We start from the raw sequence: 18,573 nt of genomic DNA, 5'->3' as shown, positions 1-18,573 counted from the left end.
GATTCCAGATAATTCGTTCCTCATTTCTGGAATGACGATATGAATCATCCAATACTGGCTCTGATAACTTTTACTGAGAGTTAAATGAAAAATAGATTACTCGACGATCGCCATGATGTCGTTTTCAGACATGATCAGAACTTCTTTGCCGTCGATTTTTTCAGTTTTCGTGCCGTAACCTTCAGCAAAGATAACGGTATCGCCAACTTTTACGTCCAACGGTTGCACTGAACCGTTTTCTAGAATGCGGCCTTTGCCAACAGCTAGAATGATACCGCGAGTCGATTTTTCTGCGGCAGAACCAGTTAGAACGATGCCACCAGCAGATTTAGATTCAACTTCTTGGCGCTCAACGATAACTCGGTCATGTAGAGGACGGATATTCATCGGTCTTATCTCCTGATAATTTCCATTTAAATTTTGATAGTTGCCACGATTAGCGTGGGTCAAACAATATGTTGGGGGCGATGTGAAAGATCCCAAGGGGGGAACGAAAAAATTGTGAGCTAAAGTGCAGATTCTCACCCCTCATCTTTCCCTGCTTTTCGTTTACTCGTATCCCGCATCTGTTTATCCTACGCTTTTGGTTTCTATCGGCGTTTTGCATGCAAGATAAGCACGGGCTATTAACTGCCCCAATTGAGAGTACATTGCGTACCATGACCATACCGACCATATTCGGTATGGTGGCGATCTTGATGTTTAACCTCGTCGATACTTTCTTCATCTCATTGCTTGGCACCCAAGCCTTAGCCGCGGTGAGTTTTACCTTTCCAGTCACCTTTGCGATTAACTGCATCACCATGGGGATTGGTATTGGCTTATCGACATGTATCGGTCGATTGCTTGGCCAAGGCAGCGCACAAAATGCAGCACGCTTTACCTGTCATGGCTTATTGCTGGCTCTGCTTCTGGTCGGCTGCGCGTCTACATTAGGTATTATCGCCTTAGAACCACTGTTTAGCCTGCTAGGAGCAAAGCAAGAGTTGTTGCCGCTGATATCGGAATACATGTCGGTGTGGTATCTCGCGATCCCATTTTTGGTCATCCCCATGGCAGGCAACAGCGCGATTCGAGCGACCGGTGATACGAAAACACCCGCTAAGATCATGCTACTGGCTGGCCTTATCAATGGCGTTTTAGATCCGCTACTCATCTTCGGGTATGGGCCTTTTCCTGAACTGGGGATTCAAGGCGCTGCGATTGCCAGTGGTTTCAGTTGGTTTGGTGCTTTGTGTGGCTCACTCTACGTATTGATAGTGCGAGAAAAACTGCTTGCGCCGCCTAAGCTGACAAACATCGTCAGTGACTGGCGACAGATCTTAAAAATAGGCACCCCAGCGGCTTTGTCTAACGCTCTGAACCCACTTGCCGGCGCTATCATCATGATGATGCTGGCCAAACAAGGGACTGAAGCCGTGGCGGCGTATGGCGCAGCGCAACGTATCGAGTCCATTCTTATCATTGTGTTGATGTCTCTTACTTCGGCGCTTACGCCTTTCATGGCGCAGAACTTTGGCGCAAACAACCCACAACGCAGTTTTAAGGCACTGTTTCTGAGTATGCGTTTTGCTGTGATGTTCCAAGGTTTGATTTTCTTAATGATGGTGCCGTTGAGCATTCCTTTGGCTGCCCTGTTCTCTCAAGAAGAATCCGTCCGAGGCATATTGTGGCATTACCTGTTAGTCGTGCCCTTTAGCTATGGATTCCAAGGCATTGTGATGATGCTGATCAGTGGGATGAATGCCATGCATCAACCACTCAAAGCCTTTCAATGGAGCTTCATGCGTTTGTTTGTCTTTACCTTGCCATTCGCTTGGATAGGCAGCCAAATTGATGGTGTCGAAGGGCTGTTTATAGGCTTAGCCTTGGGGAACATTGTCGGCGGTATTTCAGGGTATTGCTTTGCACTTCGTGTGAGGGCTAAAGCAGATGCGGGATACGAAAAGATATAAGAGCAGCTACGGGATGCGAAAAGATATAAGAGCAGATACGAGATGCGAGTAACCGGGATGCGAAAAGATTTAAGAGCTTAAGAGCAGTTACGAGATTCGAAGAGCTTGAGAGCAGAAAAAGACTAAAAAAAGGAAGATGACATGGAAGACACCACTTACAAAATGTTCTATGACGCACCAATTGGCAAGATGATCATTGTGAGCAATGGTGTGTCGCTTATTGAAATTGACCATGTAAATCACGAAGAGCTAATGATTAGCAATCCAGATGACCTTTGCCAACTGGCAGCGAAACAGTTAGATGAGTACTTCGCAGGTCATCGAATAGAATTCGATTTGCCATTAAGAGCGATAAAAGGCACTGACTTTCAAAAAGTAGCTTGGCAAGCTTTAACAACCATTCCTTATGGCGAAACCATCAGTTACGGTGAGCAAGCAAAGAGAATGGACAACCCAAAAGCCGTAAGAGCAGTGGGTGGTGCGAACAGCAAGAACCCATTTAGTATTGTTGTACCTTGCCATCGAGTCATCGGCGCAAATGGCACATTAACCGGCTACACCGGCGGCATGAACCGCAAAGAGTGGTTACTGGATTTTGAGCGTTCGGTTGTAGATAGAACGCAATAAGCCTTACCTCGCTAGATCAATAATATAAAGTTTCACCATCAAGAAGCGCCATTATCACCAGACAACATATAGTCTATATTTAAAATTTCATACAAAGAGGTGATGGTAATGTCCACTGATACGATTTAATCTTATGAAGATCGAAAGCGTAGAGATGGAGCTATAGCGCTAATGAAACTATTATCGTTTTCTATTGATGATAAAAAACATGACCGAGTCAATTCAGGTACTCAGATTCGAGATAAACTGGCAAAACGTAAACAATCGGTTCAAGAATCAACATCACCGTTACGCTGATAATAATACGTTCGGTTACTTTAGTTTAATCCCATAAGTGTCAATATGGGCAAGTAACTCGCTTGATGTAATTCTATGCTTAACGAGCAAGTCAACCTTGAATGGAAGCGGCGACTGTTCTAAACGATCTTGCAAGCCTGCGACGACACTTAACGAAATCCCATGCCCCTCGATAACAATATCGATGTCGGAGTTATCTTTATAAGTTCCAAGGGCTCTAGAACCGAATACCCAGGCATGAATGACTGCGGCATGACTCAAAACAATATCCTCAATCAGCTGATACTGATGAGGCTTAAGGCCGACCGAGTCTGGTTTAACCAAATAACTATCGATCACATTTAACCTCTTGTTCGCATTGACCCTCTTGATCACATTTAAGCTTTAAATAGAGTGTGACTTGCCCTATCACTGGTGAAAATGACTCTAAGATCAGTGACTGAGCTTCAAGGACATTTTCCTCATCATAGGTGTGGGACAATAAATTTCGTTTTATGAGTGCTTCAAGCATAATCTCACACTGCTCCGAAGACAGGTGCTTAGCTTCTAAGGCCGTACGAAAAACGCTCCTCGGCGAAGCCACATCAAACCCTTCAAACTCAAGTAAGTCTTTAAGGGTCTTCCATGTCAGTTCGAAAGAAAATTCAAAAGTTTGTACTAACCCAGCGAGCTCTAACTCATTGTAGCTATCTTGTGAGCACGCTCTCTCAAGCCTTTGCTGCGCTTTCATTAAGTTTTGCAGTCGTTGCTTCCAACGGTCTGGGTTTGAGTTCATATAAACAGCCTAAATATAAGGTAAAAGACAAGTATAGTATGAGCCTTAAGCTACCTAATCATTCAAGCAATGTCACTCTTTCGATATTCATCAAGACTGTTCTTTTCGTCTTTTGTTTAAGGTCGTGCCCTTATGTTCTCCCCTGCATGTTTTTCTTACCCAATACCTGTCCTTAAGCTCTTCGCTACTCGTTTACCCGTATCTCACATCACGCATCCGTTCTTAAGCTCTTCTCATCTCGCTTACTCGTATCTCACATCTATAAAAAAGCCCGCACTTTTAAGTGCGGGCTTTCAAAATCGTTAAAGCTCAGTGAACCGCTGAGCCAAACAACTATTTAACTACTGACTATTTAACGATCACATCGCCTGACATTTCAGCCGGGATTGCGATACCAGATAAAGAAAGCATCGTTGGCGCTAAGTCAGACAGTTTACCGCCCTCTTTGAACTCAACGTCTTTGTTACCTACGTAGATAAGTGGCACTGGTAGGTTCGTGTGCGCTGTGTGGATGCCGCCCGTTTCTGGGTTTACCATCATTTCCGCGTTACCGTGGTCTGCAGTGATAAGCAGTTGGCCATCGGCTTCTTTGATTGCTTCAACCACTTTGCCAAGACATTCGTCTAGCGACTCTACCGCTTTAACTGCTGCATCGTAAACGCCAGTGTGGCCAACCATGTCACAGTTAGGGAAGTTACAAACGATCGCGTCGTATTTACCACCTTTGATTGCTGCAACAAGCTTTTCAGTTAGCTCTGGTGCGCTCATTTCTGGCTGTAGGTCGTACGTTGCTACTTTTGGAGAAGCAACAAGCTGACGCTCTTCACCTTCAAACTCATCTTCTTTACCGCCGTTGAAGAAGAAAGTCACGTGCGCGTATTTCTCTGTTTCAGAGATACGTAGCTGCGTTTTGCCTTCTTTCGATAGCCATTCACCGTAGGTGTTCTCTAGAGAAGCCGGTGGGAATGCACATAGAAGTGGGATGTCTGCTGCGTATTGAGTCAGCATCACGAAATCGATCGCTGGGAATACGTTACGAGCAAAACCATCGAAATCAGGAACGAATGCACGTGTAATTTCACGAGCACGGTCAGCACGGTAGTTCATGAAGATTACCGCATCGCCATCAACGATAGCGGCAGACTCTTCGCCTTCCGCTTTGATTTCAGTCGCTTTTACGAACTCATCGTTTTCGTCACGAGCGTAAGCCGCTTCTAGGCCAGCAACAGCTGTGTCGAATGTGAATTCTGCTTTTGCTTGAGTCAGCAGGTCGTAAGACTCTTGAACGCGATCCCAGTTGTTATCACGGTCCATTGCGTAGTAACGACCAATAAGAGAAGCCACACGGCCTTTACCTAGCTTAGCGAACAGTTCTTGGAAACGTGCCAGTGTGTTTTCTGCGCTACGTGGCGGCGTATCACGGCCGTCTAGGAATGCATGCAGGTAGATTTTCTCTGCGCCACGCTCTGCTGCCATTTCAACAGCCGCGTAGATGTGATCTTCATGAGAGTGAACGCCACCTGGAGACATAAGGCCCATGATGTGAACCGCTTTCTCCGCTTTTACTGCTTTATCGATAGCATTCACGAGTGTTTCAGTTTGACCGAATTCACCATCTGAAATTGACTTAGTAATACGAGTAAGATCTTGGTATACCACGCGACCCGCACCAATGTTGGTGTGACCCACTTCAGAGTTACCCATTTGGCCATCAGGTAGGCCTACATCTAAGCCAGAAGCCGAGATTAGCGTGTTAGGTTGGTTAGCAATAAGACCGTCTAAAACTGGAGTCTTAGCGTTCGCGATAGCGTTGTCTTGGTTGTCTTCACGGTAACCGTAACCGTCAAGGATCACTAGAGCCATTGGCTTCTTAGCTGACATAGGACTGACCTCGTTCAATTCAAAATAAATCGGTATAAAAACAAATTAGCGTAATTTTACTACAGTTTACAGTCAAAACTGTAGTGGAAGATCAAGAAAGGGCGCAGGTAGGATGATCGAATGTGAAAAAAAGCGTCATTTGATGGTGACCAATGCTTTATTTCCAAATTAAAGTTTTTATAAATAATTCCGCAGAGGCTAAGTATTCGGTGATCGCTAATCCATCAGGCCAGCTTGCTTAAAGCTTTGTTTATCGGATAAGTCTAACAAACTTGAGTGTTGTTGCTTCTTAAATTCACGCATCAGCACGTAAGGTTCTAACTCTTCATACAACGCTATCTAAAAGAGAATACTTATGATCGAAGCACCCTTTTTACCAATGCTAGTTTGAAGCATATAAATTCTGACAACTAACACCTAGCTCCCGATGATAACCAATTCCCAGAATGCTGGCCTCCATTATCGGAACTAGTAACAATGCACGCTTGGTTAATGAGCTAGTTCGCATGAGTCAAACTAGATCCGCAATGGTTGTGTTGTTGTCATTGTTAGCATGCTCCTTCACCAATCCAAACGTCAGTGACCCAGGATTTACTAAGTTTGGTCATTAATCTAGATCTTGGAATGAAAGCTGAGTAAAACAGGTCGAAAATTGAGATTAAGCTCCCTAAATTTAGGAAAAACCTGCACCTTATAACCTCGCTGCTAACCTAAAATTTTGATACACTCCACCACAGGAAATACAATATACGAATTACTATGAAGCTTTATACGATCCAACATTCATTGGCACTTCTTAGCATTCAATTAATCATAACAAGTTGGTGTCTATTCACATACTCTCATTTACCAAACACTGTTCTTAATTCTATGATTTTGGTTATGTTTGTATTTTTATTAACTACTTATACTCTTCCGTCAAAAAATAGACTATTTTCAAATAAACAGCATGAGTTCATTATTACACTTATAAGTAGTTATGGCGTTTCAGCTCTATTTATTACACTCATCCGAATAGATTACTCTCGTCCTGCTTTGCTTATAGGGGCTGCCTTAACCTTTATTTGGATTCTCATCTATTATCGTTTACATAAAAAACAAAAAATTACACTATATTCTCTTACTGGATCAGTAGATAGTGTTGACTCACGTTATAAAAACATTACCATATATCAGTATCAAAAAGACATATCACTACATCAAATCAAAAAAAACTCCGATGGACTGGTTACTAATCTCCATGAAATACACTCAAGAGATACAGCTCAATTCCTTGCAGATTGTGCTCTTGCTCAAATACCCGTTTATCATTCGGAAGTGATTACTGAGCGATTAAATAAACAAGTATCAACTACTCATTTATCCGAAACCACCTTACAATCTCTCATCCCAAACTCTAGATACTTAAAAATAAAGCCCGTACTAGAAGCAACTCTTATCTTACTATTTTTGCCTATAACTCTTATTTTATGCTCTATTGTTTCAGCTCTACTTTATATACAAGATCCAGGAAAAGTAATATACACCCAAACTCGAGTTGGAAAAAATGGTACAACATTTACTCTGTATAAATTCAGAACCATGTACAATTCAGCATCAATCAAAAGTACACAATTTGCTACTCAAGAAAAACATCGAATTCATATTATTGGTGCTTGGTTAAGAAAATTTAGATTGGATGAAATACCGCAGTTTTATAATGTATTAAAGGGAGATATGTCCCTAATTGGCCCTCGACCTGAGCAACCTGAATTTGTTAAGTCCTACAAACAGCAAATCCCATTTTACAACTATCGCCATACGGTAAAGCCAGGAATCACCGGCTGGGCACAGATAAATCAAGGATATACCGACAATTCAGAATCAACGCAGACAAAGCTAGGCTATGATATCTATTATATTAAGCACTACAGCTTCGAGTTAGATTTAACTATCGCAATAAAAACGGTTAGGACCTTACTAACAACTGATGGATCTGCGTAATGAAGCAAAAAAAAGTAGTACATATACTCATTGACAATGCCACTCGACTTGAATTTTTCCAACGAGTCCTTAAGAATGAAAATACTACACCCTCTTATGTACTTCATTCGAACATCTATACCTATGTGCTAGCAAAAACAAAAAAGTATCCTGGCAGCCATATTTTACTTAGACAAAGTAAAGTTAAGAAAAACACAGTACAGTCAAGCATTGAAGAGATTAAGGGACAAAGAGAATATCACTATGGTATTAACCGAAGTAACTTTAAAAAATTAGTAGAACCAAATGATGAACTATGGGTATTCTCAGGATTTCAATACGTCGCTTTAGAAATAAAGACTACACATCATAATATTCGTTACTTTGAAATAGCTAATTTCCCGAATAAATACCAGTCAAGTTATACAGGGGTAAATGCGGATGCAGATCATCATCATAAAATAGAAGAATTGCGAAGAACTCGTACTGTGACGCCTAGAGAAATAGAACTGCTAAAAAAACGATTACTAACTTTTCGTCCACCACACGTTGACTCATCAATATTAAGCAAAGCTCTAGAACAGTTTGTGAACCTGATAGGTTTTTATTGCCTAAAAACAACAGCACCTCATTCATCACCCTTGCAGCAATTAAAAACAGCAATAGAGATCTATCGAGTTAGAAAGGTAATTCATAGCCATAAGAGCTTACAACACCCAAGTAACTTCAATTTATTCATAGGTCAAGTAGCACAAGATTCACAAACCCTATTTCAATCTAATACAAATGCCATTGATTCAATTAAAAAAGCACACCAAGACTCAGAATCAAAAGGACTCCCCCTTATCGTTCGGCTTCACCCTGGAGAAAAACAACTTTGCGTAATACAGGAACAAATCCATTTTTGTAAACAAGAAGGCATCCTCATTTGCAACCAAGGAGCTTTACTTGAAAGCGTTCTTCAAAGTGAGCATATATATACAATAAACTCCACTGGAGGGTTACATTCTTTACTCCTTGAAAAACCAGTAACCCTTTATGGCAACAGTTTTTATCAAGATTGGAAAGCCAGCGATGTTGTCCTTTACCACCAATATTTACTTCAAGAGCTGTACTCTCCTACCCCATAAAAGGAAACAATAGTGAACATAATTACTACATCTACCAAAGTTGGGGATAATGCTCAACTCTCATTTAAGAAAGTAGGGGTACTAGATATCCGACGCAAATCAATCCCGGAACTATGTGAAGATAAGCGAGTTTTAGTGGTTGGCTGTGTAGATATGATTGATATGCTCTCTATGCAAAAGTACATAGAACAAGGAGAACATCAATTCCACAATATTTCCCAGAAAGCCAGCTATACGGCAGGACTTGATATCAATGAAAAGGGCGTTAAATTACTGCAAGAAAAAGGATACCATGTTGATCATTGCGACATATTCAACGGTCAAAGTAAGTATCTAGAGGAAGAGTATGATTATGTCGTTTTGTCTCATGTTTTAGAGCATATGATTGATTTAACGGGCTTCATAAACAAAGTAATGAACACTGTAAAAACCAAACAAGTTATTTTTGCGGTACCAAATGCATACAATATAAAACATGCGCTCCCCGCTCTATTACTACAAAGAGAAAAAGTCAGTAATGACCACTATTACACTTTTACACCAATCACCTTTGTAAAGCTTATCAAAGGATTGAACTTTGAAGTAAAAGCACTCTATTTTGACCAAGATAGAAGAATAAAATCAGGTAAAAAACACCGAGTATTGGGAACCTTATGGTCAATAGTAAAGTCAAAACTATTCACACACAGCGGTGATATTGTTTTAATTGCTCAATATAAGAATTAACTTTTCTGTACGCTCCTTTGAAAATTACATGAAAAGTAAGCCGTGAATAAAGTATAAATAGTTTTTCCTCCAATCGAGGTTAACACAGCCCCCCATACTCCATAGTTAATAGTTAACACAGCGAGTAAAACAAAAACGACTAGTGCTGACATAATTGTTGAAATAGTAATATAGCCTAATTTATTTTGGGCTATTAAAAAGCTTTCAGTCCACCCCAAAAAAGCTGCAGGAATCAGCAATAGTGAGCTATAAATCAATAATTCATGAAAAGATACATACTCCTCCCCAAACATCCTCATAATATCTTCACTGGAAACAAATATAATCATCACACCAAACAGCATGGTAACGACAGGAAAGAATGCCCCCACATAACCCAACTTCAATACTGCTTTTGAATCTTTAAGACTCACCGCTTTAGTAAAACGAGGTAAGAGTAATATTCTTACTCCAACAACAACAAAGAACAAAACATTCATTAAACGAGCAGTAACTCCCATCACTGCAATACTCTTATCATCTAACCAAAATGAAGATAAAGGCAGCACCAGATGTGTAACCGCAAGACCAAGAACCATAATCGACAGGTATGGCAATGTGCTTTTGAATGTCTTATTTAACTCAACAACTGATATTCGACTAAACCCTATATCACCCATTTTAATCAAATAACCTAGCGCAATAACTAGCGTCAAAAAGACACTAAAAGAATACAATTTAATAAGAGAATGTTGAGGTATAATCAGAACTAAAAAAACAAATAGAAATGGTTGTAAAACAAATTGAAAAAACGCCCCCAAAGGCGATTTATTATACCCTTGAAATATAGCAATTGTTAAAAAAAACAATGACATTACGTATATTTCAAATAAACCTAATCTGACAGTAAAGTCAAGTAGCCTAACTAACACCCCAAAATACAATCCAAAACAGAGCAATGAACCCAATAATGAGAGCAAAAAAGTAGCAGAAATAGCGCAGTATTTTTCTTTTAAGTCATAACTAGCGGCAATCTTCTTTACGAGTAATCGCCCCCCTCCTAATGTAGCCAATTGTGATACAAAAACAAGAATGCCAAGAGAGATAAAATATTGTCCAATAATCTCAGGTTGATATGAACGAGCCAGCAATAGGTTAACTAGTAAAGCCCCGATTGCACCTATAACCTTAAGAGAACCAAGTTGAATTCCCTGCTTAATCAATCCACTCGGCTTACTTACGCCATTATTCACTAAACCCTATCTCCAGAGCCCTTACCTGAAACTGTCTGTAGAATATAAATAAAGTAGAGTTTTACTGAGAGCGTTTGAATCATCGTTTTATCCCACTCCGCCAACAGCTTAGGCGTCGACATATCGATATCATTAATTTGAGCTAACCCCGTCACACCCGGTCTAACCGACAACACTCCTCTCGACTCTCTCTCATCAATCAGCTCTTGCTGGTTAAACAGGCATGGCCTTGGACCAACTAAACTCATTTCACCTTTAAGTACGTTGTATAACTGAGGCAGTTCATCAAGCTTGGTCTTACGCAGGAATCCACCAAGCTTAGTCACTGAACTCGCTCCAACTAAATGAGTCGCTACAGACTTGGTTTCGACTGGCATGGTGCGGAATTTGACCAAGGTGAAAGGTTTTTTGTTACGACCTACACGGGTCTGAAAAAAGACAGGCGACCCCGTATCAAAGTAACCAAGGATACAAATAATGAGAAATACTGGCCATAGGAACAGCAGGCCAAAGAAAGCAAAAACAAAATCTAACAAACGAATCAAAATATGTGTCCTATCAAATTCGGATTGAAAACATGGGGCGCTATAAGCACCACTAATCAATAAAGGATACCTGAAGAATTTATGGATATGAAAGCCATAAGCTACCTAAAACGCATCAATGCGACTTCAAGTAAGCTTCTACGGTTCTTTTGATCCCTTGTTCAAAACTTACAGGAGGTTTCCATCCCAAGATCTCTTTCGTCAAACCTATATCCACTTGGAGGTTGCCGCATATTCTTTGCGCTATGTGCTGTTTATTTAAAACTGACGATCCAGCTTGTATCCAAGACATTGGGATTGGAATTAATCGCGGTGATTTCCCCATAGCATGAGCGATGGTTTGCATCAATTGAGTTGTCGATACATCCTGATCATCAGAAGCTAAGAAGGTATAGCCCGGAGCTGAAGGGTGCTCGCAACAAGTTAGTATCAAATCGGACAAATTATCCAAATAAACCAAGCTTCTCTGGTTCTTTATAGCACCAAACGGTAACGGAATGCCTTTATCAATCAAACGCATCATAGATAAGAAATTTACTTTGACGCCAGGCCCATAAACTAATGGAGGCCTAATGATAACCACTTCTAGCCCTGTCTCTTTTGAAAGCTTAGCCAACTCAACTTCAGCTTCATACTTGCTCAAACCATAAGGGTCTTGCGGAGTATTCTTTAAATTCGGTTCAAAGGGTAAATTTGGCTCACTGAATTCACCGTTAACTTTAATAGAGCTGACAAATACAAACCTTTTAACGCCCGCTACAGCGGCTTGCTTCGCTAGGTTCAAAGTGCCAAGGGTGTTGATATCTCGATAGGCAGTTAAAGCACCTTGCTCACTCTCATTCATTTGATGCACTCGAGCAGCACAATGAACAACACAATCCACACCTTCGAATGCACCAGACCAATCGGTAGAAGCATCAATGGAAGGGATAACCAAGCTATTAGTTAGTGGCTCTATTTGCTTACGCACAACCGGAATGACTGCCCAGTCTCGCTTTTTGGCCAACTCAACAACTCTAGAGCCGACAAAACCAGTACTACCTGTAACCAAAAGTTTCATAAAACAAACCGCTCAACAATCGAACAAATAACAAACAAAATAAACAGTAAACCGATTAGGTAACACATAACAACCAATTACATCTAGCTTACCGCACTTAAGAACATTAAAATACACGCTAAAAACTAACAACAATCAAACTCAAGACGCTCAGTGACACGTTAAGGAATATCATGATCAGACCAATACACATTTTGCTAAATGCTAAACGCAAGCATAAGCGTTTCATCAGTATTGGCTATGATATTTTTGCTATCGTTATTTCACTCTATTTGGCGATTGTCTTACGACTTGGAAACGCATTTTTTGAAGTAGAAGTCGAAGAACTAATAACACTATTTGTTACTGTATCGATCACTATTTATAGCTTTGTTAAGCTAGGGATGTACCGAGCAGTTTTACGTTATATGATGTTGCCCGCAGTTGGCAACATCTTCTTTGGCGTAATAATTTCCACCTTAGCTTTAATTATGAGCGGCTTTTTTTTCCACTCGTTCATCCCTAGAAGTGTTCCATTTATCTATGCAGGTTTGGCAACGCTGACTTTAGGTGGCCCCAGAATCCTCATCCGTTCAATTTATTATCACTGGTTTAAACGTCAGAAGCCCAATGTATTTATTTATGGCGCGGGAGCAACTGGTCGCGATCTAACATATGCCCTAATTCAGGGAGACGAATACAACCCAGTAGTTTTACTTGATGATGACCCTACAAAGTCAGGTCAAATAATGTTCGGACTAAAGGTCCATCACCCAAGTGAATTTGAACACCTTCAATCCCTTTATCAACCCGTAAAGCTGCTTTTAGCCATTAATGGGATAAATAAAGGAGAGCGCTTGAGGCTGGTTGAAAAGTTGTCACATTGGCCAATCGCAGTACAATCCGTTCCATCAGTAGAAGATATTGCTGCTGGAAAAGCGACAGCAACTGACGTAAAGGACTTAGACGTTGCAGATCTACTTGGAAGAGCTGCAGTTGACCCTGACAAGGCACTTTTAGCGCAAAATATTTTTAATAAGAATGTTCTTGTCACTGGTGCTGGAGGCTCTATTGGCTCTGAGCTATGTCGTCAAATCATGTCACAGAAACCCAAAACTCTTGTGCTGTTTGAGTTAAATGAATACAACCTTTACAAAATCGACCAAGAACTAAATTCGACAAAAATAAACTTAAAAAGCGAAACTCGAATTGTTGCAGCTCTTGGCTCCGTTCAGAGACAAAACCGCTTAGAAAAAGTGATGGCAGCGCATGGAGTTGAAACTGTTTACCATGCTGCAGCATATAAACATGTTCCATTAGTTGAAGATAATATTGTTGAAGGCGTTCGTAATAATGTGTTTGGCACACTTGCTTGCGCTGAAGCTGCGATCCAGACCGGGGTAAAAAACTTCACTCTAATCTCAACAGATAAGGCAGTGAGACCAACCAACGTAATGGGGGCAACCAAGCGCATGGCTGAGTTGGTTCTTCAAGCGTTGGCAGATAAGCAAAACACCACAAATTTCACAATGGTACGTTTTGGGAATGTCTTAGGCTCTTCAGGTTCGGTTGTTCCATTATTCAAAAAGCAAATCAAATGTGGCGGCCCTGTAACTGTCACTCACCCTGATATCATTCGTTATTTCATGCTGATCCCCGAAGCTGCTCAACTTGTTATACAAGCAGGAGCAATGGGTAACAATGGTCAAGTGTTCGTCCTCGATATGGGTGAACCAGTCAAGATTTTAGACCTAGCGAAACGAATGATTCACCTCATGGGTATGCAAGAAAATATAGAAGGATCACCTCAAGAGGGCGATATTTCTATAAAATTCACCGGACTACGTCCAGGCGAAAAGCTCTATGAAGAGCTGTTAATTGGGGATAATGTGGAAGGCAGCGGCCACCAGAAAATAATGACGGCTAGAGAACAGATACTCAGTTGGAACGAAATGCAGCCCCTGTTGGATCAACTGGATTTGTGCTGCCATAACTTTGATGAAGAATGCATTATTCAAATATTGTTAGAAGCTCCAACTGGATATAAACCTAATTTAAGTTGATGGATTAAGAACCTAATGAAAGTACTACATGTTTACCGCACTTGTTACCCAGAAACAAAAGGAGGCTTAGAGCAAGCAATTCGTTATATTTGTAAAGGTAGCAGTGAGCAAGGCATCAAAAATACCATCCTAACTTTAGGCTCAGAGAATAAAGAGTATGACTTTGAAGGTAGTCGAATCATTGTCGTCAAAAAAGATTTCGAGATCTCGTCTAACGGGTTTTCATTTAGTCTAATTCGCCGTTTTAGAAAGTTAAGTAAGCAACACGATATAATCCATTATCAATATCCTTGGCCTACTGGTGATTTGCTCAGCCTCGTCGCACCTAAAAAACCATGTTTAGTAAGCTATCAGTCCGACATAGTTAAACAAAAGTTACTAAAGAAAATTTACCAGCCCCTTGAGCAACATTTCCTGACTAAAGTTGACCGAATCATTGCCAGTTCACCTCAATATGCGCAGACAAGCGAAAACCTGATCAAATATGCGAATAAAGTCGATGTTATTCCTCTTGCAATCGATGAATCTACTTATCCAACTGTAAATGAAAACGAACTGAAAAAGTGGGAGAACCGCGTTGGTAGAGGTTTTTTCTTGTTTGTAGGTGTACTTCGATACTATAAAGGACTGCAATACCTTCTTGAGGCGGCTAAATTAAATGGATTACCTATTGTAATTGCTGGTGATGGTCCAGAAAGGGATAATCTAGAAGCGTATATCAAAGAGCACTCACTCACGAATGTGAGACTCGTTGGATTCATTTCTGAAGAAGATAAAGTCGCACTTCACTCTTTGTCAAAAGCCTTTGTCTTTCCCTCGCACTTGCGCTCTGAAGCATTCGGGATTTCATTAGTAGAAGCGCAGATGTTTGGTAAGCCTATTGTAAGTGCCGATATAGGAACCGGCTCTTCTTATGTGAATGCAAATGGAGAAACAGGGCTCACAGTTCTACCTGCAGATGGTTCAGCATTTTCAGAGGCTATGCAAACGTTGGACAATGATGAGCAGCTATGCCAAAGGCTCGGACAAAGAGCACGCCAACGTTTTGAAAATGAATTTACAGCAAAACGCTATGCGGATAATTACATAGCGCTATATAACCAACTCATTGCATCGCATAAGCTTACAAGGAACTAAGTTATGAACTTCTTGAGGTAACAGACGCTATCTCAAGGAGTTGCTCAACCGTATTTGACCATTTAAACTTAGAAGCTCTGTTAATACCGCTCTCTGCCAGTTTCACTTTATCTAGAGGGTGCAGAATAAGCTTTACAAGCGCATCAGAAATAGCAACTTCATCACAAGGGTCGACAAGAAGAGCTCCACTTGCAGCCACCTCAGCTGTCGCGCCAATATCAGACGTAATCACAGGGGCTCCAGACGCCATCGCTTCAATAACCGGCAATCCAAAGCCTTCATATAATGACGGGTAAACAAAAGCAGCGGTCGATGCATACAAACGCTTTAAGTCACCATCAGCTACGTAACCTGTAAAAATTATTTGACCACGCTCAACCAAATCTTTCGCATTATTCATAAGCTCTGTATTTTTCCAACCTTGATCTCCAACCAAGACTAAAGGGCACTGATTACGAATCGATATGGGTAACAGCTTATAAGCATCAATCAGCTTGCTTAAATTTTTCCTAGGCTCTAACGTTGCCACGCTCAGAACAAAGTGATTATGCTTTATTTTCAGTGAACGAAGTAACCCATCACACTCGCCTTTTACATAAGGCCTAAAACCATCGGCTACTCCCAAATACAACGTGGAACTCTTATCCTTGCTGTCAGGAAAGAAGTCATGAAGCTCTTTCAAAATAAAATCAGAATCTACAACTATATGATCAGATTTAGAAATTGAGCCCTGCATTTTATTCGTTAGGTATGAAACTCTTGTTGCAGGATGGAAACTAGGATGAGACAGGAACGACAAATCATGGACAGTAGTAATTGTTACTCCTTCGTAATCAAAGGGTATGAAGCTTGGTTCAAAATAGACATACCCTTGATTTGCCAAACCTTTTAATCGCTTTTGTGCTCGCAAAGACAACAAATAGTTCTTAAGTTGATAAACACCTGGAATTGCTCTTAAAAACTCTACAATCAATCGTTTCTTACTGCTTAAAGACTTATCATTTGACATCGGATTTTGAAATTGAGAGACAAGTTCAACCAGTAATTCTGGAGTTAACAACTTGCCATTCCTTATACCAATAACATCCACATCACGCGAGAGCAGTTCACTAAGGATATTAAGGGTATAGTAGCCTATACCCGTCAATGGTTCCCTGATTGGCGATACGTTGATCAACAACTTATTTTGCATGATACATGTCAGCCAGAGTTTTCTCGATCATGATCGAGGGGGCCTTGCCTGTTAACGATGTAAGTTTAGTATTATCACCACCTAATATTTTTATCTCATTTTCGCGAACGAAGTCAGGGTTAACTCGAACCTTGATATTGTAACCAGCAATATCTTCCATCATCGAGATAATCGATTGTAGTGAAGTCACTTGACCAGAACACAAGTTCACGATTTCAGATTGAGCACCAGATTCCAAAAGGTTCGCATAGGCTAATGCTATATCACGGACATCGCTAAAGTCTCTAGACACATCGGTATTACCTAACTCAATTTCAGAAGCCTTTTTCTGAAAGTGAGACACAATTTTCGGGATCAAAAACTGCCCAGCTTGACCAGGACCAGTGTAGTTGAATGGTCTAGTAATGATCATTGGGTACTGGCTGAACCATAACTTCGCCATATGTTCCATAGCAAGTTTGCTCATTGCATAATGGTTAACTGGCGAAGGTAAAACGGTTTCCGAAATACGCTGCACATTCTCGGGGTTGCCGTATATATTGGCACTGCTTGCAAGTACCACTTTCTTTAATTCTAGCCCAAGTTCTTTCGCGGCTTCTAGCAAATTCAAAGCACCAAAAACATTAACATCATAAAATGCTTTTTGGTCAGAATGCCCAACAAAAGACAGCGCAGCAAGATGGATAATGTAGTCCGGCTTTATTTCTTTGAGGCACTCCAACACAGCGTTACGATCAGTTAGATCGCAAGCAACCTGACCATCTTTAGCTTCGCGGTAAACGAGCCCAACCACTGAGTAGCCTCTTGAGAGCAGTTCACTTTCAACATACTTGCCAGTGAAACCATCAGCGCCAGTTAACAATACTTTTTTCATAATTTAATCTCAAAAAAAATGGCAACAGAAAACTGCTGCCATTTTACAAAAAACGTCAAATACTAGAATGAGAAACCTTGCTCATTACGACGAAGATCAGCTTCAACCATCATTGCACACAATTCTTCAAGTGTCGTTGTAGGTTCCCAACCAAGCTCTTTCTTCGCCTTTTCTGGATTACCAATCAACAGCTCAACTTCTGCAGGGCGGTAGAATTTAGGGTTAATTCTCATAACCACTTTTCCAGTCGCTTTATCTGTTGCTGTTTCGTTCTCTTCAGAACCGTTCCACTCTAATTCAATGTCAGCAGCTTTGAATGCCATCGTAACAAAATCACGAACTGTTTCAGTGCGGTTTGTAGCAAGCACATAAGTATCAGGCTTGTCTACTTGAAGCATACGCCACATACCTTCTACATAATCTTTAGCAAAGCCCCAGTCACGCTTCGCATCCATGTTACCAAGCTCAAGCACATCTAGCTTACCTAGCTTGATTTTCGCTACAGAGTCAGTGATTTTACGTGTAACGAATTCTTGACCACGCAACGGTGATTCATGGTTAAACAAAATACCGCTTGTCGCAAAAATATCGTAAGACTCACGATAGTTAATCACCATCCAGTGAGCATACAGTTTAGCAACACCGTATGGGCTACGTGGGTAAAATGGCGTAGATTCACGTTGAGGGATTTCTTGTACTTTACCAAACATTTCTGAAGTAGATGCTTGGTAAAAACGAATCTTAGGGTTAACAATACGAATAGCTTCTAAAAGATTAACCGGACCGATACCGGTAATTTCTGCAGTAGTAAGTGGTTGATCAAATGATACGCCCACAAAACTAAGCGCAGCAAGGTTATACACTTCATCTGCACCAGTATTTTGTAGTAAACGAATACTGCTAGAAAGATCCGTTAGATCGTATTCAACAAGTTCCAGGTTAGGGTGATTCTCAATCCCTAACTCTTCGATACGCCAAAAGTTCACAGAGCTTGTACGACGGTAGGTACCGTATACTTTGTAACCTTTTTCTAGTAACAATTCTGCAAGGTATGCTGCATCTTGGCCTGTAATGCCTGTAATTACTGCTGTTTTCATGTAAATCTCTATATAAAATTTAAATTATTATAGTATACAAA

18 protein-coding genes are annotated in these 18,573 nt (G+C 40.8%); 8 read left to right on the top strand and 10 right to left on the bottom strand.

Annotated features, from left to right (window positions below; genetic code table 11):
* Positions 1-96: 96 nt before the first annotated feature.
* Positions 97-387 (bottom strand): co-chaperone GroES, encoded by a 291-nt coding sequence (locus AB4351_RS16900; RefSeq protein WP_010433998.1) that lies wholly within the window; start codon positions 385-387, stop codon positions 97-99.
* Between the two features lie 218 nt (positions 388-605).
* Here AB4351_RS16900 and AB4351_RS16895 point away from each other — a divergent pair, with 218 nt between their 5' ends.
* The 3 genes from AB4351_RS16895 (at position 606) to AB4351_RS16885 (ending at position 2,879) form a co-directional block, all read left to right on the top strand.
* Complete coding sequence (locus AB4351_RS16895) at positions 606-1,955, top strand: MATE family efflux transporter (protein WP_372126655.1); 1,350 nt, start codon at positions 606-608, stop codon at positions 1,953-1,955.
* Positions 1,956-2,096: 141 nt separating this feature from the next.
* A complete protein-coding gene (locus AB4351_RS16890) occupies positions 2,097-2,582 on the top strand; it encodes a methylated-DNA--[protein]-cysteine S-methyltransferase (protein WP_372126654.1) in 486 nt (161 codons plus the stop codon).
* Between the two features lie 171 nt (positions 2,583-2,753).
* Positions 2,754-2,879: a hypothetical protein gene (locus tag AB4351_RS16885; RefSeq protein ID WP_260302023.1), complete on the top strand. Its 126-nt coding sequence runs from the start codon at positions 2,754-2,756 to the stop codon at positions 2,877-2,879.
* A 15-nt stretch (positions 2,880-2,894) separates the two neighbouring features.
* Here the strand turns inward: AB4351_RS16885 and AB4351_RS16880 are convergent, their stop codons facing one another.
* The 3 genes from AB4351_RS16880 to gpmM form a co-directional block, all read right to left on the bottom strand.
* Entirely contained in the window at positions 2,895-3,218 is a 324-nt protein-coding gene (locus AB4351_RS16880; protein ID WP_372126652.1) for a nucleotidyltransferase family protein, read from the bottom strand.
* Complete coding sequence (locus tag AB4351_RS16875; protein WP_017093683.1) at positions 3,208-3,654, bottom strand: HI0074 family nucleotidyltransferase substrate-binding subunit; 447 nt, start codon at positions 3,652-3,654, stop codon at positions 3,208-3,210. Before AB4351_RS16875 ends, AB4351_RS16880 begins: the two co-directional genes overlap by 11 nt.
* Positions 3,655-4,002: 348 nt before the next feature.
* Positions 4,003-5,535, bottom strand: a complete 1,533-nt coding sequence (gene gpmM / locus AB4351_RS16870; RefSeq protein ID WP_017063155.1) for a 2,3-bisphosphoglycerate-independent phosphoglycerate mutase — start codon at positions 5,533-5,535, stop codon at positions 4,003-4,005.
* Positions 5,536-6,417: 882 nt separating this feature from the next.
* Here gpmM and AB4351_RS16865 point away from each other — a divergent pair.
* From AB4351_RS16865 to AB4351_RS16855, 3 genes are read left to right on the top strand one after another with little or no spacing between them, the layout of a single operon-like run.
* The gene (locus tag AB4351_RS16865) at positions 6,418-7,518 is read left to right on the top strand and encodes a sugar transferase (protein ID WP_372126650.1); all 1,101 of its coding nucleotides are present in this window, start codon (positions 6,418-6,420) and stop codon (positions 7,516-7,518) included.
* Positions 7,518-8,627, top strand: a complete 1,110-nt coding sequence (locus tag AB4351_RS16860; RefSeq protein ID WP_017067153.1) for a hypothetical protein — start codon at positions 7,518-7,520, stop codon at positions 8,625-8,627. The genes AB4351_RS16865 and AB4351_RS16860 overlap by 1 nt, the downstream gene beginning before the upstream one ends.
* A gap of 12 nt (positions 8,628-8,639) precedes the next feature.
* Complete coding sequence (locus tag AB4351_RS16855) at positions 8,640-9,353, top strand: bifunctional 2-polyprenyl-6-hydroxyphenol methylase/3-demethylubiquinol 3-O-methyltransferase UbiG (protein WP_017067152.1); 714 nt, start codon at positions 8,640-8,642, stop codon at positions 9,351-9,353.
* On the opposite strand, the gene AB4351_RS16850 is transcribed toward AB4351_RS16855, so the two are convergent.
* The 3 genes from AB4351_RS16850 to AB4351_RS16840 form a co-directional block, all read right to left on the bottom strand.
* Positions 9,350-10,585: a lipopolysaccharide biosynthesis protein gene (locus tag AB4351_RS16850; RefSeq protein ID WP_372126648.1), complete on the bottom strand. Its 1,236-nt coding sequence runs from the start codon at positions 10,583-10,585 to the stop codon at positions 9,350-9,352. The genes AB4351_RS16855 and AB4351_RS16850 overlap by 4 nt on opposite strands.
* Positions 10,585-11,133, bottom strand: a complete 549-nt coding sequence (locus AB4351_RS16845; RefSeq protein WP_372126670.1) for a sugar transferase — start codon at positions 11,131-11,133, stop codon at positions 10,585-10,587. Before AB4351_RS16845 ends, AB4351_RS16850 begins: the two co-directional genes overlap by 1 nt.
* 112 nt (positions 11,134-11,245) lie before the next feature.
* Complete coding sequence (locus tag AB4351_RS16840) at positions 11,246-12,190, bottom strand: UDP-glucose 4-epimerase family protein (RefSeq protein WP_372118276.1); 945 nt, start codon at positions 12,188-12,190, stop codon at positions 11,246-11,248.
* 173 nt (positions 12,191-12,363) lie between these two features.
* Here AB4351_RS16840 and AB4351_RS16835 point away from each other — a divergent pair, with 173 nt between their 5' ends.
* Both AB4351_RS16835 and AB4351_RS16830 read left to right on the top strand, forming a co-directional pair.
* Positions 12,364-14,232 carry a polysaccharide biosynthesis protein gene (locus AB4351_RS16835; protein ID WP_372126646.1) on the top strand — a complete coding sequence of 623 codons (1,869 nt, stop codon included), beginning with the start codon at positions 12,364-12,366 and terminating at the stop codon, positions 14,230-14,232.
* Positions 14,233-14,247: 15 nt separating this feature from the next.
* Positions 14,248-15,369 carry a glycosyltransferase family 4 protein gene (locus AB4351_RS16830; RefSeq protein WP_371713979.1) on the top strand — a complete coding sequence of 374 codons (1,122 nt, stop codon included), beginning with the start codon at positions 14,248-14,250 and terminating at the stop codon, positions 15,367-15,369.
* Between the two features lies 1 nt (position 15,370).
* On the opposite strand, the gene AB4351_RS16825 is transcribed toward AB4351_RS16830, so the two are convergent.
* The 3 genes from AB4351_RS16825 to gmd all read right to left on the bottom strand — a co-directional run bounded on the left by AB4351_RS16825 (position 15,371) and on the right by gmd (position 18,532).
* A complete protein-coding gene (locus tag AB4351_RS16825; protein ID WP_372126644.1) occupies positions 15,371-16,561 on the bottom strand; it encodes a glycosyltransferase family 4 protein in 1,191 nt (396 codons plus the stop codon).
* On the bottom strand, positions 16,551-17,435 hold the full coding sequence (locus AB4351_RS16820) for a GDP-mannose 4,6-dehydratase (protein ID WP_372126643.1): 885 nt from the start codon (positions 17,433-17,435) through the stop codon (positions 16,551-16,553). The genes AB4351_RS16825 and AB4351_RS16820 overlap by 11 nt, the downstream gene beginning before the upstream one ends.
* Positions 17,436-17,497: 62 nt before the next feature.
* Complete coding sequence (gmd, locus tag AB4351_RS16815; RefSeq protein ID WP_102540610.1) at positions 17,498-18,532, bottom strand: GDP-mannose 4,6-dehydratase; 1,035 nt, start codon at positions 18,530-18,532, stop codon at positions 17,498-17,500.
* Positions 18,533-18,573: the final 41 nt, after the last annotated feature.

The organism is Vibrio sp. 10N.261.51.F11 (genome assembly GCF_041471665.1).
In the GTDB taxonomy this organism is placed as follows: Bacteria; Pseudomonadota; Gammaproteobacteria; order Enterobacterales; family Vibrionaceae; genus Vibrio; species Vibrio crassostreae_C.
Note: the sequence above shows the minus strand (reverse complement) of the source record. Positions and strands in the feature narration are given on the sequence as shown.